Annotated in this window: 14 protein-coding genes; 7 read left to right on the top strand and 7 right to left on the bottom strand. The window is 74.9% G+C overall.

Annotation, left to right across the window (positions count from 1 at the left end; all coding sequences use genetic code 11):
• Positions 1-18 precede the first annotated feature (18 nt).
• Together AB0E83_RS15720 and AB0E83_RS15715 are read right to left on the bottom strand one after the other, a co-directional pair.
• Positions 19-996, bottom strand: coding sequence for a hypothetical protein (locus tag AB0E83_RS15720; protein WP_362110857.1), 978 nt, complete (start codon positions 994-996; stop codon positions 19-21).
• Between the two features lie 110 nt (positions 997-1,106).
• Positions 1,107-2,213 carry an RNA polymerase sigma-70 factor gene (locus AB0E83_RS15715; protein ID WP_362110854.1) on the bottom strand — a complete coding sequence of 369 codons (1,107 nt, stop codon included), beginning with the start codon at positions 2,211-2,213 and terminating at the stop codon, positions 1,107-1,109.
• A 184-nt stretch (positions 2,214-2,397) separates the two neighbouring features.
• Between AB0E83_RS15715 and AB0E83_RS15710 the strand changes: the two genes are divergently transcribed.
• Positions 2,398-2,877, top strand: coding sequence for a carboxymuconolactone decarboxylase family protein (locus AB0E83_RS15710; RefSeq protein WP_362110851.1), 480 nt, complete (start codon positions 2,398-2,400; stop codon positions 2,875-2,877).
• 21 nt (positions 2,878-2,898) lie between these two features.
• On the opposite strand, the gene AB0E83_RS15705 is transcribed toward AB0E83_RS15710, so the two are convergent.
• Entirely contained in the window at positions 2,899-4,464 is a 1,566-nt protein-coding gene (locus AB0E83_RS15705) for a carboxylesterase family protein (RefSeq protein WP_362110848.1), read from the bottom strand.
• 187 nt (positions 4,465-4,651) lie between these two features.
• On the opposite strand from AB0E83_RS15705, the gene AB0E83_RS15700 reads away from it, so the two are divergent.
• From AB0E83_RS15700 to AB0E83_RS15690, 3 genes are all read left to right on the top strand, one after another.
• Positions 4,652-5,056 carry a hypothetical protein gene (locus AB0E83_RS15700; protein WP_362110845.1) on the top strand — a complete coding sequence of 135 codons (405 nt, stop codon included), beginning with the start codon at positions 4,652-4,654 and terminating at the stop codon, positions 5,054-5,056.
• Between the two features lie 151 nt (positions 5,057-5,207).
• Positions 5,208-5,618 carry a VOC family protein gene (locus AB0E83_RS15695; RefSeq protein ID WP_362110842.1) on the top strand — a complete coding sequence of 137 codons (411 nt, stop codon included), beginning with the start codon at positions 5,208-5,210 and terminating at the stop codon, positions 5,616-5,618.
• A 77-nt stretch (positions 5,619-5,695) separates the two neighbouring features.
• Positions 5,696-6,580 carry an NAD-dependent protein deacetylase gene (locus AB0E83_RS15690; protein WP_362110839.1) on the top strand — a complete coding sequence of 295 codons (885 nt, stop codon included), beginning with the start codon at positions 5,696-5,698 and terminating at the stop codon, positions 6,578-6,580.
• A 42-nt stretch (positions 6,581-6,622) separates the two neighbouring features.
• Here the strand turns inward: AB0E83_RS15690 and AB0E83_RS15685 are convergent, their stop codons facing one another.
• The 3 genes from AB0E83_RS15685 to AB0E83_RS15675 form a co-directional block, all read right to left on the bottom strand.
• Entirely contained in the window at positions 6,623-7,414 is a 792-nt protein-coding gene (locus AB0E83_RS15685; protein WP_362110836.1) for a sulfite exporter TauE/SafE family protein, read from the bottom strand.
• A 191-nt stretch (positions 7,415-7,605) separates the two neighbouring features.
• Positions 7,606-8,388, bottom strand: coding sequence for a LuxR C-terminal-related transcriptional regulator (locus AB0E83_RS15680; RefSeq protein WP_362110833.1), 783 nt, complete (start codon positions 8,386-8,388; stop codon positions 7,606-7,608).
• A gap of 106 nt (positions 8,389-8,494) precedes the next feature.
• Positions 8,495-10,207, bottom strand: a complete 1,713-nt coding sequence (locus tag AB0E83_RS15675) for an amidohydrolase (protein ID WP_362110830.1) — start codon at positions 10,205-10,207, stop codon at positions 8,495-8,497.
• Positions 10,208-10,662: 455 nt separating this feature from the next.
• On the opposite strand from AB0E83_RS15675, the gene AB0E83_RS15670 reads away from it, so the two are divergent.
• The 3 genes from AB0E83_RS15670 to AB0E83_RS15660 all read left to right on the top strand — a co-directional run bounded on the left by AB0E83_RS15670 (position 10,663) and on the right by AB0E83_RS15660 (position 13,270).
• Entirely contained in the window at positions 10,663-11,277 is a 615-nt protein-coding gene (locus AB0E83_RS15670; RefSeq protein ID WP_362110827.1) for a hypothetical protein, read from the top strand.
• A gap of 126 nt (positions 11,278-11,403) precedes the next feature.
• Positions 11,404-12,048: a DUF5819 family protein gene (locus tag AB0E83_RS15665; RefSeq protein ID WP_362110824.1), complete on the top strand. Its 645-nt coding sequence runs from the start codon at positions 11,404-11,406 to the stop codon at positions 12,046-12,048.
• Between the two features lies 1 nt (position 12,049).
• Positions 12,050-13,270, top strand: coding sequence for an HTTM domain-containing protein (locus AB0E83_RS15660; protein WP_362110821.1), 1,221 nt, complete (start codon positions 12,050-12,052; stop codon positions 13,268-13,270).
• Positions 13,271-13,332: 62 nt separating this feature from the next.
• Here AB0E83_RS15660 and AB0E83_RS15655 read toward each other — a convergent pair whose 3' ends face one another.
• Complete coding sequence (locus AB0E83_RS15655) at positions 13,333-14,226, bottom strand: SDR family oxidoreductase (protein WP_362110818.1); 894 nt, start codon at positions 14,224-14,226, stop codon at positions 13,333-13,335.
• Positions 14,227-14,240: the final 14 nt, after the last annotated feature.

The following is a 14,240-nucleotide window of genomic DNA, read 5'->3' as shown; positions in this document are numbered from 1 at the left end:
GGCGGTCGTCCCCGCGGTTCAGCGCCCGGCGTAGGAGCGGTGCTCCTTGTAGGCGCGGGCGGGGTCGGAACCGTCGAGGTAGTACCAGGGGAACTCGGTGACCCGCCCCTCCGTGGCCCGGAAGCACTCCCGCGCGGAAGCGACGTCGCCGGCCAGCGAGAACGCCATGGCGAAGGTGTTGGAGACCTGGAGCCAGCCGCGGCCGCGGACGAAGTCCGGGTGCCGGTAGGAGTGGTCGGCGGCCTCGCGCAGGGAGGCGATCACCTCGGGGTCCCGTATGTAGCGCGCGTCCGGGCCGGAGTCGAGGGCGAGCCAGTGCTCCAGGTGCGCGACGGCGACGAGCTGGCCGAGGAGCGTCCCGCCGGGCGCGCCGAAGGCCGACGCGCGGGCGAAGGCGTGCATCTCCTCGTGCGAGCCGCTCCACTTCTCGCAGACCTGCTGGAGCTGCTGCTGGTGCGCCCCCAGGTGGTACGGGTCGCGGCGCACGGTCGCCTCGAAACGGCGCCGTGCCACGTCCCGCCCGACCTGGAGCCCGCGGCCGGTGATCTGGAGGCCGTACCAGGGCGAGGTCCACCCCGGTTCGCGTTCGGCCACCTCGTACAGCCACGTCTCGGCCGTGTCCAGCCGCTCGTGGAAGATCCGGAACTGCTCGCGGGAGACGTCCTCGGCGCGGGCGGCCGTCCTGGCCTCCCAGCCCCAGCTAATGTGCCGGATGGCCGCCACGAGGCGCGGCAGCGGGTCCGCCGGATCGGCCGCCATGACGTCGGCGATCCACCGCTCCACCCCGGCGACGTCCCCGACGGCCCAGAGGAGGCCGGTGCGGTCCTCGCTCTCGGGCCGCGCGTCGAGCACCTGCCGCACGGTCGCCCAGTCCGCCGCCTCGGCGGCCTCGCGGACGCGCCGCACGTCCGGATCGCCGGCGTCCGCGTCGACGCGCGCGACGGGCCGGCCCGTCCACTTCCCCAGCGTGTTCCCCAGGTCCCGGAGCAACGCCATGTCCCCACCCCTTGCCGTGTTCCCACGGGGTGGCTGATGATCGTCCCTCCCCGTGGGAGTAGTGACTATCACGCACGACCGACAATCGCACACTCGTTTCGATCCCCAGGTCAGGTCGGTCCCGGGGCCCGGCGCCCGGCCGCCGCGGGAACGGCGCGCTCCAGCGGGTCCCGGTCCGCCCGCCGGCTCAGCGGGGTCTCCCGGTGCAGGCGGGAGAGCTTGTCCGGGTTGCGCACGGCGTAGAGGCCGGTGACGAGGCCGTTCTCGACGCGGAGGGCGAGGACCGTGTCGACGGTGTCCGGGGCGTCGGCGCGGTGGACGGTGAGGGCCGGGTCGCCGTTGATCCGGGCCGGCCGGAGGGACATGGCGCCGGCGAGCCGGCCCAGCACCCTGGCGACCCGCTCGGCTCCCGTGACGGGGGCCAGGGCGGCCCGGACGACTCCCCCGCCGTCGGTGAGGAGGACGACGCCGGGGGCGAGGACGGCGAGGAGGTCCTGGAGGTCGCCCGTCTCGACCGCCCGCCGGAACGCCTCGACCGTGCGCCGGTTCTCCTCCGCCGAGGCGGCTCCGCGGGGGCGGCGGGCGGCCACGTGGGCGCGGGCCCGGTGGGCGATCTGGCGGACGGCGGCCGGGTTCTTGCCGACGGTCCCGGCGATCTCCTCGTACCCGAGGCCGAAGACCTCGCGCAGGACGAAGACGGCCCGCTCGGTGGGGGCGAGCGTCTCCAGGACCAGCAGCATCGCCATCGAAACGCTCTCGGCCAGCTCGACGTCCTCGGCCACGTCCGGCGTGGTCAGCAGCGGTTCGGGCAGCCAGGGGCCGACGTACGCCTCCTTGCGCCGGCCGAGCGCGCGCAGGTGCCCCAGCGCCTGCCGGGTGGCGATGCGGACGAGGTACGCCCGCGGGTCCCGCACCCGCGCCGGGTCGACCGCGATCCAGCGCAGCCAGGTCTCCTGGAGGGCGTCCTCGGCGTCGGCGGCGGAACCGAGCAGTTCGTACGCGACGGTGAAGAGCAGGCTGCGGTGCCGGACGAAGACCTCGGTGACGTGGTCGACGCGGTCGCGCGCCGACGGGCCGGGCTCCGGCCGGTCGTGCGCCGACCGGTCGTGCGTCGGCCTGTCGTGCGTCGGCCTGTCGTGCGTCGGCCTGTCGTGTGTCGACCGGTCGTGTGTCGTTCGGTCGTGCGCCGTTCGGTCGTCGATGGTCCGGTCCTTCATCGCCGGGCTCCCGCCTCTCGGTGTCGTGTGCGCGTCGCACACGGGACGCCCGTTCCGCCCTCCGTGTGACAGCCGGGCGCCATGAGTCAGATCACACCGCCGCCCCGTCACGGGGAGCGGGCCCCAGGCATCTCATGGCCGACCGGTGCGACACCCGCGCACGACCACGAGTGAGGACGACGTCATGGGATCCCGATTCGACCTGTTCACCAGCCCGACCGCCGCGAAGGTGGCCAAGCGCTTCTACTCCACCTCGCAGGCCCTGGACGCCTCGACGCTGCCGAAGACCCTGCGGGAGCTGGTGGAGCTGCGGGTCGGTCAGCTCAACGGCTGCGGCTTCTGCGTCGACGCGCACACCAAGGAGGCCGCGGCCGCCGGCGAGACCGCGCTCCGGCTCCACCTGGTCGCCGCCTGGCGGCACAGCACCGTGTTCACCGAGGCGGAGCGGGCCGCGCTCGCGCTCGCCGAGGAGGGCACGCGCCTCGGCGACGACGGCGTCTCCGACGCCACCTGGGCCGCCGTGCGCGAACACTTCGACGACGACGAGGTCGGCGCGCTGGTCTGCCTGGTCGCGCTGATCAACGCGGCGACCCGGATGAACGTGATCGTGCGCAACCCGGGCGGCTCCTACGAGCCCGGCGCCTTCGCCGGCCTGTCGAACTGAGCGCCGCCCCCGCCGGGGCCGTCACGGCCGCAGGACGGGGAAGCCGACCTTCTCCCAGAGGGTGCGGGGAGGGGTGGGCAGGGAGGCCGCCGGCTGGTCCCCGGGCCTCCAGACCCGGACGGCGCGCCCGGAGGCGTCCCCGGCCGGCGGCCATCCCGGGTCGCCGGTCGCGGCGAAGCCGGCCCAGGCGCGGACCATGCGGCGGGACAGCGCGTGGTCCTCGGCGGTGGGGGCGCCTCCGACGAGAAAGGAGAGGCGGTCGTCGGCGAGGTTGCCGAAGGCGAAGGGGATGTCGGCGCAGTGCCAGGCCCGGACGGCCGGGCCGTCCCCTCCTTCCGCTCCCCCGCGCCGGCGGTCGAACCTCGACAGGTACGTCCGGCCGCCGGCCCCCGCGTGGGCCTCGGCGAGCCGGTTGCCGAACTCGGTGAAGAGGAGGTCGCCGAAGAGGGTGAGGTAGACGTCGGGGACGGAGGCCCCGGGCAGCGCGGAGCGGTAGCCGGACACGAGGTCGGCGGGGAGGCCGAAGTCCTCGGCGAAGCGCGCGAGTTCCCCGTCGGTGGTGATCTTCGCACAGCTGCCGACGGCGTCGAGGAGCCAGTACTCCTCCGTGGTGTGGCAGACCAGCAGGTCCACCTCCCGGGCCGCGCCGGCGGCGAGCGCCGCGAGGGGGTCGGCGGGCAGGGTGTCGCCGTCGAGGACGGGGGCGAAGAGGGAGGGGTCGTAGTGGCGGGAGCCGGAGGCGGGGTCGCGGCGGTAGGCGTCGACCACCCGGTCGCAGGCGGCGACCAGGGCCTGCGGGGTCGCCGACGCCAGGCCCTCGGCGGTGGCGGGGCGGCCCGCCGCGGCCGCGATCTCGCGGGTGGTCGCCGCCGCGATGTCACGGGTGTGGAAGGGGCTGGCGGGGCTGTGGACGACGGCGCGGTGGAAGAGGCCCCGGGCCCGGTCCATCGCCATCAGGCAGGCCACCGCGGTGGCGCCGGAGGACTGGCCGGCGAGGGTCACGCGGCCGGGGTCGCCCCCGAAGGCGGCGATGTTGTCGCGTATCCAGCGCAGGGCCGCGATCTGGTCGAGCAGCCCCCGGTTGTCGGGGTGGGGAGGGGCGGCGTCCTCGGCGGCCGTCCTGCCCGCCGTCCCCTCCGCGGCGGTGCCGGAGCCGTCGGGCACGTGCCCGAAACCCTCGAAGCCGAGGCGGTGGTTGAGGGTGACCACGACGAGCCCCGCCCGGGCGAGCGCCGTGCCGTCGAAGTCGGGCTGGGCGGAGGAGCCGAAGGTGTAGGCGCCGCCGTGGAGCCAGACCAGGACGGGCAGCCGGCCGCCGTCGGGGGCCGGGGTCCAGACGTTGACGGTGAGGACGTCCTCGTCGCCGGGCGACCAGACGGGCGCGCCGGGCAGCTCCGCCGACTGCGGGGCGATCGGCCCGAAGGCCGTGCCGTCCCGGACCCCCTCCCACGGCGCGGCCGGGGCCGGCGCGCGGAACCGGTGCGGGCCGAACGGCGGCGCGGCGTAGGGGATTCCGAGTACGGCGACGACCTCGTCGGCGGCCCTGAACCCCCGGACCGCGCCGTTCTCCGTCATGAAGACGTCCAAGAGGACCGCCTCTTTCTCTCGTGGCCGGACGGGCGAAGTGCCGGACCCCAGCCTCGCGTTCCGCCGCGCGCCCGGTCCGACACCGGAACGATCATGATCCACGCGCCCGCGATGTCCATGCGGCACGCACGGCACGGCGGGACCGCGCCCGACCGCCCGCACGGGCCCGCTGCTACATTCGTCCGCCATGCGCTCACGTGACTACGACCTCGACTTCCGCGACAAGGCCCGGCGGACCAGCGCCTGGGGGCTGGGTCTGCTGGCGGTGGCCGCGCTCCTGTGGGGCTGGTGCGCCCTGCTGCTGCTCACCCCGTACGAGGTCGACCGCACATCCGACGACCACTACCCCGTCTCGTGCGAATCGCGGCTGCTGACCGATCACGGCACGGCCAACGAGGGCCGCCGCAACGGCACGTGGTGCGCGCACGAGCGCGACTGGCCCGAGGCCCTCGCCGTCCTCGGCCTGTCCGTGCCGGTGGCGATCGCCGGTGTCGCCCTCTTCGCCGTCGGCACGGTGAGCAGCCGCATGAGCGCCCACGCCGAGGCGATGCGCGAGCTGGACAAGTACGCCGACACCCCGGCGGGGGCGTGACGGCCACCGAGGACACCGGCGGACCGGCGGACCCGCGGCCCCCGGGGCCACAGCCCTAGGACCAGCGTCCGATGGGCGGACGGGCGGGGGCTCTCTACGCTCGGGGGCGTCCGCCGGTCCACCGGAACCGCACCGTCCAGGAGGTCGCGTCATGCCCGCCGACGCCACGGCCCACGTCCGCATCGCCCGCCCGTCGCGTGACCTCGCGGCGGCGGAACGCTTCTGGGTCTCGGGGCTCGGGCTCGACGTCCTGTACCGGCACCAGGCCGACGGCACCCCCGGGCGGCACGCGCTGCTCATGGTCGGTTGGCCGGACGCGGCCTGGCACCTCGAACTCGTCCACGACCCCGCCGCCCCGGTGGAACCCCGGCCGACCCCCGAGGACCTGCTGGTGGTGTACCTCGCGGAGGAGGTGCCCGCCCCGCTGGTGGACCGGCTCGAACGCCACGGCGGGAAGCGGGTGCCCGCGCACAACCCCTACTGGGACACCTGGGGGGTGACCGTCCGGGACCCGGACGGGTACGCGCTGGTGCTGTCCACCCGGGACTGGTCCCACTCCTGATCCCCCGCCCTCGCTCCCCCGTCTTCCGCCCCGGCGCCTCCCCGCCCCCGCGGGGAGGAACTCGTACGCTGGGCGGCATGCGCGTGCGTCCCACCTTGAACTGGACCCCGTCCGAGGACCACCCGCCGGGGACGACGGACCTGGAGCCGGTCGTCGAGGCGGTGGCGGCGGGGGGTGTGCTGGTGCTCAGCGGGGCCGGGATCTCCACGGAGTCGGGGATCCCGGACTACCGGGGGGAGGGCGGCAGCCTGAGCCGGCACAGGCCGATGACGTACCAGGACTTCACGGGCGGCGCCCGGGCGCGGCGGCGGTACTGGGCGCGCAGCCACCTCGGGTGGCGTACGTTCGGGCGGGCGCGGCCCAACGACGGGCACCGGGCGGTGGCCGCGTTCGGACGGCACGGACTGCTCGCCGGGGTGATCACCCAGAACGTCGACGGGCTGCACCAGGCCGCCGGCAGCGAGGGGGTCGTGGAGCTGCACGGCGGCCTCGACCGGGTCGTCTGTCTGGACTGCGGGGACGTCAGCGCCCGGCGGGAGCTGGCGCGACGGCTGACGGAGGCCAATCCGGGGTTCGCCCCGGTGCCGGTGGCGCTCAACCCCGACGGCGACGCCGACCTCACGGACGAGCAGGTCGCGGACTTCCACGTGGTGCCGTGCGCGGTGTGCGGCGGGATCCTCAAGCCGGACGTGGTGTTCTTCGGCGAGACGGTGCCGGCGGAGCGGGTGGAGCGCTGCCGGGAGCTGGTGCGCGGGGCGGACTCCCTCCTGGTGCTGGGGTCGTCGCTGACGGTGATGTCCGGGCTGCGGTTCGTCCGTCAGGCGGCGGAGGCCGGCACGCCCGTGGTCATCGTGAACCGGGATCCCACCCGGGGCGACAAGCTCGCCGCCGCCCGGGTCGCCCTCCCGCTCGGGAAGGCGCTCACCTCGGTCGCGGAGCGTCTGGGCGTCGATCCGGGCTGAGCCTTCCGGGCGCCGGACGCGGGGACGGGGGCGGGGACGGGATCACGCGAGGGCCTGGACGGCGTACAGGGCGCCGACGCCGGTGGCGAGGGCGCCGAGGAGGAGGCGCAGGACGCGTTCGGGGAGCCTGGGCTGGAGCCGGGCGCCGAGGTAGCCGCCCACGAGGCCGCCGAGACCGCAGGCCAGGCCCAGCCACCAGTCGGGGGCGATGTCGCCGGCGCCGGCCAGGGAGAGGACGGCGTAGGCGGCGGCGCCGACGACGGAGGTCACGAACGTGGTCGCGAGGGCCGCCGGCGCCACCCGGGAGACCGGCAGGCCGCGGGCGACGAGGACCGGACCGACGAGCGAGCCGCCCCCGATGCCGTAGACGCCCCCGACGACGCCGACCGCGAGGGCGAGGGCGGTGAGCGCGGCGGGGGACGGCTCCCCGGTCGCGGCGGCCGGGCGCGGCCGGCGGGCCGGGAGGAGGGTGCGGGCGCAGAGCCACGCCCCCAGCGGGAGGTGGAGCGCGGCGACGAGGGGCCGGTAGACGGCCGGGCCGGGGAGGGCGTACACGCGGATCACGGCGCCGGCGACGACGCCGGGCAGCGTCCCGGCGACGAGGCGGCGGGCCAGCGGGCCGCGCAGCGCGCCGTCGCGGCGGTACCGCCACAGGGCGCCGGGGCCGGCCACCACGTTGAACAGCAGGTTCGTCGGCGTGACCGCCGGGTTCGGCACGCCGAAGACGCTCAGGTGGACCGGGAGCAGGAACACCGCGCCCGACACGCCGACCGGCGCGGTCACCACCGAGATCAGCAGGCCGGCCGCCACGCCCGCCCCGACCGTCCACTCCACCGCCCGCTCCCGTCGCCCTGCCGCCCGCTCAGTGTGCGCCCTGACGGAGGGTGCCGGGTGGGGCGGGGGCGGGTCCGCAACAGAGCGTTCACACGTGGCCCCCTCGCGGCGGCCCCCGTCCCGGCGGCTCCCCTCTCAGCGGCCCCGTCGCGGCGGCCCCCCTCAGTGCTCCCCTTCCCGGTGGCTCCGTCTCAGCGGGTGGAGCGGATGCCCCAGGCGGCGGCCCGGGCCGCGGCGGCCGCCCGGTTGGGGAGGTCGAGCTTGGCGAGGATGTGCTCGATGTGGGTCCCCACCGTGCGCGGCGTGATGTACAGCAGTTCGGCGATCTGCCGGTTGGTGCGCCCGGCCGTCAGCTCGGCCAGCACCTCCAGTTCGCGCGGCGAGAGGCCGCCGGGCCGGAGGGCCGCCGCGTCCGGGTCGCCCGGGCCGGCCGTGGCGGGCTCCCCCGGCGGCGGGGCCGGGCAGGAGGCCACGGTCGCGGCGAGGGCCTCGGTGAGCAGGGTGACCACGGCGCGCGCCGGGTCGGGGGTGCGCCGGGGCCGGCGGAGGCTGACGTTCAGCATGCCGACGTACCGGCCGTCGGCGGCGAAGAGGCACTGGGCGACCCCGTCCTCGATGCCCAGGGGCGACAGCACGTCCCGGAACCCCGGCGAGGCGGCCAGGAGCTCCCCGGGGACGTCGCCGAGCCAGAGGCCGCCCCGGTCCGGACTGCGCAGCACGGCGAAGACCGGGTCGCGGTGGAGGCTGGTCTCGATGTAGGCCGTGGCGTCCTCGGGGTAGCTCCCGGCGAGGGTGGTGTGGCGGCGCCGCCGCGGGTCCCACCGGGTCAGGGAGGCGTGGTCGTGCTCCATCACCTCCGACAGCGCCGCCAGGACCGTGTCGACGCCGGTCGCGCCGGCCGTGGCGCTCCTGGCGGCTTCACGGACGTGGAGGGCCGCGTCCAGGATGTCCGCCGTGTCGTGCCGCGCTGCCATCCCCCCAGGATGATCATCTGCCTGGAATCCGTCAAACGCGCAGAAGCGGGTCACGCGGAAGCCGGTCACGCGGGGGCCGGTCTCCCGGGGGGCGGCCGCGCGGGGGTCAGTCGCGCAGGGTGTCGTGCACGACCCGTCCGTCCATGACGGTGAGGACCACGGGCATCTCCGGGATGGCGCGGGGGTCGGCGCCGAGCAGATCGCCGTCGACCACGCACAGGTCGGCGACCTTGCCCGGCTCCAGGGAGCCCTTCCAGTCCTCGGCGAAGTCCTGCCAGGCCGCCTCGATCGTGTACGTGCGGATCGCCTCGGCCAGGGCGATGCGCTGCTCCGGGCCGCTGACCCGGCCGGCGGCCTTCGACTCGCGCAGGACCATGGTGGCGACGCCCTGGCGCCAGTCGGGGTGGGTGACGGGGGCGTCGGAACCGCTCGCGACCCGCACGCCGGCGTCGAGGGCGTCGCGGTACGGCCACGCGTACGCGGCCCGGCCGGCGCCCACGAACTCCTCCTCCATGTCGGCGACGGTCCACTTGATCGTGGGGTTCATGTTGACGCCGAAGTCGTGCGCGGCGAGCACCTTCATGGCGTGCGGGGTGAGGAAGTCGCCGTGGATGACGTAGTGGCGGGCGTCGCTCCTCGGGTGCTCGGCGGCGGCCGCGGCGAAGGCGTCCGCGACGGTGTCGATGGCCCGGTCACCGGTGGCGTGGACGCCCAGCTGGTGCCCGGCGGCGTGGGCGTGGCGGATCATGGCGCGGATCTCGGCCACGCGCTCGTCGTCGATCTCGCCGCCGACGCACAGGGAGCCGCAGCCGCCGCCGACGTACGGCTCGTGCATCCAGGCCGTCTTGTTGGGGACGATGCCGTCGGCGAAGATCTTCACCCCGTGGATCGCGAGTCGGCGCGGGTCGGCGCCGCCGGACCGGTCGGCGGCGTCGAGCGCGTCCAGGTTGCGGGCGAACTCCTCGGAGGTGCTGGTCATGCCGGTGGGCAGGAGCAGGACGCCGACGCGGGCGGTCAGTTCGCCGTCGGCCAGCAGCCGGCGGTAGACGTCCAGGGTCCGCTCGCCCATCACCCCCCGCATGATGCCCTCGCCGCCGGGGCCGAGGCCGGGCTCGGTGTAGCTGGTCACGCCGAGCCCGGCGAGCGTGGTGAGGGTCGACCTGACCGCGGCGGTCAGCTCCTCGCGGGTGAGCGGCGGCAGCGCGTTCTGGACGAGGTCCTGGGCGCCCTCGTGGAGCAGGCCGGTCGGCTCCCCGGTCTCGTCCGCGACGATGGCGCCGCCGGGCGGGGCGACGGTGTGGCGGTCGACCCCGAGGAGCTCCAGCGCCTTGGAGTTGACCCAGGTGGCGTGGCCGGAGAAGGAGTACAGGACGACGGGGTGGTCGGGGCTGACGGCGTCGATGTCGTGCCGCGAGGGCTGCCGGGCGGGGTCGGCGGCGCACTCGGCGAGGTAGCCGGTGTCCCAGCCGTGGCCGGTGATCCACCGTCCGGCCGGGACCCGCCCGGCGGCCTCCCGCACCGCCTCGGCCACGTCGGCGAGGGAGGAGACGGCGGGGTGGCCGAGATCGAGCGAGAGCGGCGGCGTCGCCGTGCCGAAGGCGCAGCCGTGCAGGTGGGAGTCGTTGATGCCGGGGAGCAGCGTGGCCCCCTTCAGGTCGACGACGCGGGTGCCGGGTCCGACGAGGGGGGCGACGTCCTCCCGGGAGCCCACGGCGCTGATGACCGGACCGGTCACCGCCAGGGCCTCGGCGACGGAGAACTCCGCGTCGACCGTGACCACCCGGCCGCCGACAAACACCAGATCCGCATACGTGTCCACAGAGGGTCCTTTCGAGAGCCGGGCGCGCCACGGGCGCCCGCGAACGATCTCCGAGGACTATGGCCGCGCCCGGCCCCGCCGCACATCGGTCATCCCACCGATACGGCGGTGGGCCGAACGGGGCCTCTTGCCGGAGGGACGCGCGCGCTCCCCTGGCGCTCCGCCGTCCGGGACGGCCGCGCAGGTCCGGCCGCGGTGTCGGCTGATCGGCTTGGCATCCGAATCACCGGGATGCCCCGCCTCCCCTCCTCCCGACGGCCCAGCCCTCCGGTAATCACAACGCCAGGGCCGTACAGGGGAGTTGGTGTTCCATGTCGTCACCTGCGGGCGCCCTTGTTGGTTAGGTGCGACTAGGGCGGGAGCTCCTTCCCGCCGGACGAAAGGACAGACACTCCATGCGGTACTTCCGCGGTTTGCTCATCGCGTTCTCGGTAGGTGCCCTCTCGCTGGGCACCGTGACCGCCTCCCAGGCACTCGGCGGCACCGTCGACGCGACCGCGCACGTCCGCCACGGCGCCGGGGGCGAGGGGCACGACAAGGGTGGCGACCACGTCGTCATCGACAAGTCGAAGCACAACCTGAGCCACAGCTGCAAGGGCACGTTCGGCTACTGCACCCAGAACGCGGTCTTCGCTCCGAAGATCATCGGTGACGTGGGCCTCATCGGCACCAACGGTCTGATCGGTCTCGTCGGCACCAACGGGACCGACGGAACCAACGGAACCGACGGCACCAACGGAACCGACGGCACGAACGGGACCGACGGCACCGACGGCACGTCGACCCCGCCCGGGGACGCCGAGTGGTGCTCGCCCGGCTTCTGGAAGAACCACCCGGAGGAGTGGCCGGTCCCGACCACCACGCTGTACAGCTCCGTGTTCGGCGCCCCGCCGGCGCGGACGAACAACGGCGTCATGAACAACGCGCCGACGAACCCGACCCTCTTCCAGGTCGTCGACAACCCGCAGTGGTACGGCGGCGGAGCGGCCAACCGCGTCGCCGACTACCTGAGCGACGTGGACCCGCGCATCAACTACCAGGGCGTCCGCGTCGACAACTGCCCGCTCTAAGCACCGCCCCGGCAGCGTGACGTAGCTGCCGACGACTCCTCCGAGCAGGTGCGGCCCGTGCGCAGAACGCCGATGACTGCGCACGGGCCGCCCCGCGCGAGGAGCACGACCCGTCCAAGGAGCATGATGCGAGAACCGAGGCACCCCGCCCGGTGGTCCCCCGCGTCGGTGGTCGCGCTCGCGGTCACGGCGCTGGCGCTGAGCGGCGCCCTCCTCGCCCATCTGGCGTTCGTCTTCCTCAGCGTGGCGCCGGCCAACGCCGTCAGCGTGCACCACCGCGAGGGGATCAACGCCTACGTCCAGCCCGAGTTCGGGCAGGACTGGAAGCTGTTCGCCCCCAACCCCATGCAGCGCAACGACGCCGTCGGCGTCCGGGTGACCACGGTCGACGCGAACGGCCGTCCCCGGCTCTCCGACTGGATCAACCTCACGGACCGGGACATCGCGACGATCCGCGCCAACATCGCGCCGAGCCACGTGGACCAGAACATGCTCCGCAGGGCCTGGGACTCGTACGTCGCCACCCACAGCGTCCAGGGCGACCTGCCCAAGGGCGTGCGGGGCGAGCTGACCGGCGCCTACCTCAAGCGCGTGGTCCTCCAGCGGGTGGGAGACACCTGGGAGGGCGGACGGATCACCTCGATGCAGGTCGCCGGCCGCTACACGCTGATCGACCCGCCGGCCTGGAGCCGGGAGGCGCCGCCGGACACGACCGAGTACCGGATGCTCCCCTGGTGGCCGGTGGCCCCGCAGGACTTCAGGAAGCTGTGACATGAACCGCTCGACCCTCCTCCCCGGCCCCGCCGGACGCCTCGCGCGGCTGCTGCCGGCCGTCACGACGGTGCGGGCGCCGTACCAGGCCGCCGTCCTGCGCATCGGCCTCGCCGCCGTCTGCCTCGCCTTCCTGCTGCGCGAGTGGCCCCACCGCCACGTCCTGTACGGGAACCGCAGCCCCCTCTCGTCCGACCTGGCCCGGATCCTGGTCGAGGAGGAGGGCAGCCTCACCGTCCTCCTCTGGAGCGACGGGCAGCTCTGGTTCGAGACCGTCTACGCCCTGGCGATGGCCGCCGCCGTCGCCGTCCTGCTGGGCTGGCGCACCCGGACCGCGTCCGTCCTCCTCATGGTGGGCCTGCTCTCGCTGGAGAACCGCAACAACCTGGTGGGCGACGGCGGCGACAACGTCCTCCGCATCATGGTCATCTACCTGGTCTTCCTCCGCTGCGCCGAGGTGTGGTCCCTCGACGCGCGCCGCGCACGCCGGCGGCGGGACGGGGAGGAGGGCGCGGACGGGGGCGAGGAGGAGACCGCCCGTGGCTCCTGGGCCGCCTTCGACATCCCGGGGCTCGTCCTGTGGGCGCTGGCCGTCGCGCCCCTCGTCACGCTGACCGGTCACGACTCCACCCGGGGCTGGGCCGTCGTCCTCTGGATCCTGTGGGCCGGCCACGCCGTCTGGTACGCCGCCGGCCGCTGGTTCCCGCGCCACGAGGCGCGGGCCGTCCTGGACGCCGCAGCCTCGATGCTGCACAACTCCGCGATGCTCGTCGTCGCCGCGCAGGTGTGCCTGATCTACGCGACGGCGGGCTGGTACAAGATCCAGGGCAGCCGCTGGCAGGAGGGCAGCGCCCTCTACTACGCCCTGCACCTGGACTACTTCGCGCCCTGGCCGGCGCTCTCGGGCTTCCTCGCCTCGCAGACCCTGCTGGTCCTGGCCCTGACCTACGGGACCGTGATCGTGCAGGTGGCGTTCCCGTTCACGCTGTTCCACCGCAGGCTGAAGAACGTCCTGCTCGCCGTGATGATCGTGGAGCACCTGGGCATCGCGGTGGTCCTCGGCATCCCCTTCCTCTCGCTGTCGATGGTCGTGTGCGACGCGGTCTTCCTGCCCACCGGGCTGCTCGTGGCGCTCGGCGCCCGCTGCGCCCGGATCCCGCTGCCCGCCAGGGTGCCCGCCCCCAGGGCGGCGGACCGGGCCACGGCGGCGACCCCGGGCTGAGCCGGTCCCGCCCCGGACGCGCCGCCGCCCCGCCCCGCCCGGTCGGGGCGGCGGCGCGTCCGTCAGGGCAGGGGCGTGCCGCCCGTGGCGTTGACGATCTCGCCGGTGATGTACGTGGCCCCGGGCGACGCCAGGAAGACGTAGGCGGGCGCCATCTCGGCCGGCTGGGCCGCCCGCCCGAGCGGCGCCTGGCGCCCGAAGTCCTCGACGTCGGGCATGGTGGACGGGATCAGCGGCGTCCACACCGGTCCCGGCGCGACGGCGTTCACGCGGATGCCCCGCTCGGCCAGCGCCTGGGCCAGGTTGTGGGTGAAGGAGACGATGGCCGCCTTCGTCATCGCGTAGTCCAGCAGGTGGGGGCTGGGCCGGTAGGCCTGGACCGACGTGGTGTTGATGACGCAGCCGCCGCGCGGCATGTGGGCGAGGGCCGCGCGGGTGAGCCAGAACATGCCGTAGAGGTTCGTCTTCATCACCCGGTCGAACTGCTCCGTGGTGATGGCCTCGATGCCGTCCGGCTGCGCCATCTGGTAGGCGGCGTTGTTCACGAGGAGGTCGATGCGGCCGAAGGCGTCCACCGCCCGCTCGACCAGCACCTCGCACTGCCGCTCGTCGCGGAGGTCGCAGGCGACGGACACGGCGGTGCGGCCCGCCTCGCGGACGAGCCGGGCGGTCTCGGCGGCGTCCTCCTGCTCCTCGGGCAGGTGGGTGAAGAGCACGTCGGCCCCCTCGCGCGCGAACGCCAGGCAGACGGCCCGGCCGATCCCCGAGTCGCCGCCGGTCACGACCGCCGCGCGGTCGAGGAGCTGGTCGTGGCCGCGGTAGCTCTCCTCCCCGTGGTCGGGGCGGGGCTCCATGGCCTCGGTGCTGCCGGGGGGCGACTGCCGCTGCTCGGGCTGCGGCGGTCGCGGTCCCCTCGTCCGGGGGTCGGGGAGGCGGGACTCTTCATGGGCGGTCATGCGGTGCTCCTGGG

Source organism: Streptomyces sp. NPDC035033 (assembly GCF_040636735.1).
In the GTDB taxonomy this organism is placed as follows: domain Bacteria; phylum Actinomycetota; class Actinomycetes; order Streptomycetales; family Streptomycetaceae; genus Streptomyces.
The sequence above is the reverse complement of the archived record's forward strand: the minus strand, read 5'-3'. Positions and strand labels throughout refer to the sequence as shown.

What these genes read in the sequence shown, in the direction of transcription:
- AB0E83_RS15720 (WP_362110857.1), bottom strand. Translation starts at nt 996, where the DNA reads ATGGCGTTGCTCCGGGACCTGGGGAACACGCTGGGGAAGTGGACGGGC.
- AB0E83_RS15715 (WP_362110854.1), bottom strand. Translation starts at nt 2,213, where the DNA reads ATGAAGGACCGGACCATCGACGACCGAACGGCGCACGACCGAACGACA.
- AB0E83_RS15710 (WP_362110851.1), top strand. Translation starts at nt 2,398, where the DNA reads ATGGGATCCCGATTCGACCTGTTCACCAGCCCGACCGCCGCGAAGGTG.
- AB0E83_RS15700 (WP_362110845.1), top strand. Translation starts at nt 4,652, where the DNA reads ATGCGCTCACGTGACTACGACCTCGACTTCCGCGACAAGGCCCGGCGG.
- AB0E83_RS15695 (WP_362110842.1), top strand. Translation starts at nt 5,208, where the DNA reads ATGCCCGCCGACGCCACGGCCCACGTCCGCATCGCCCGCCCGTCGCGT.
- AB0E83_RS15690 (WP_362110839.1), top strand. Translation starts at nt 5,696, where the DNA reads ATGCGCGTGCGTCCCACCTTGAACTGGACCCCGTCCGAGGACCACCCG.
- AB0E83_RS15680 (WP_362110833.1), bottom strand. Translation starts at nt 8,388, where the DNA reads ATGGCAGCGCGGCACGACACGGCGGACATCCTGGACGCGGCCCTCCAC.
- AB0E83_RS15665 (WP_362110824.1), top strand. Translation starts at nt 11,404, where the DNA reads ATGCGAGAACCGAGGCACCCCGCCCGGTGGTCCCCCGCGTCGGTGGTC.
- AB0E83_RS15660 (WP_362110821.1), top strand. Translation starts at nt 12,050, where the DNA reads ATGAACCGCTCGACCCTCCTCCCCGGCCCCGCCGGACGCCTCGCGCGG.
- AB0E83_RS15655 (WP_362110818.1), bottom strand. Translation starts at nt 14,226, where the DNA reads ATGACCGCCCATGAAGAGTCCCGCCTCCCCGACCCCCGGACGAGGGGA.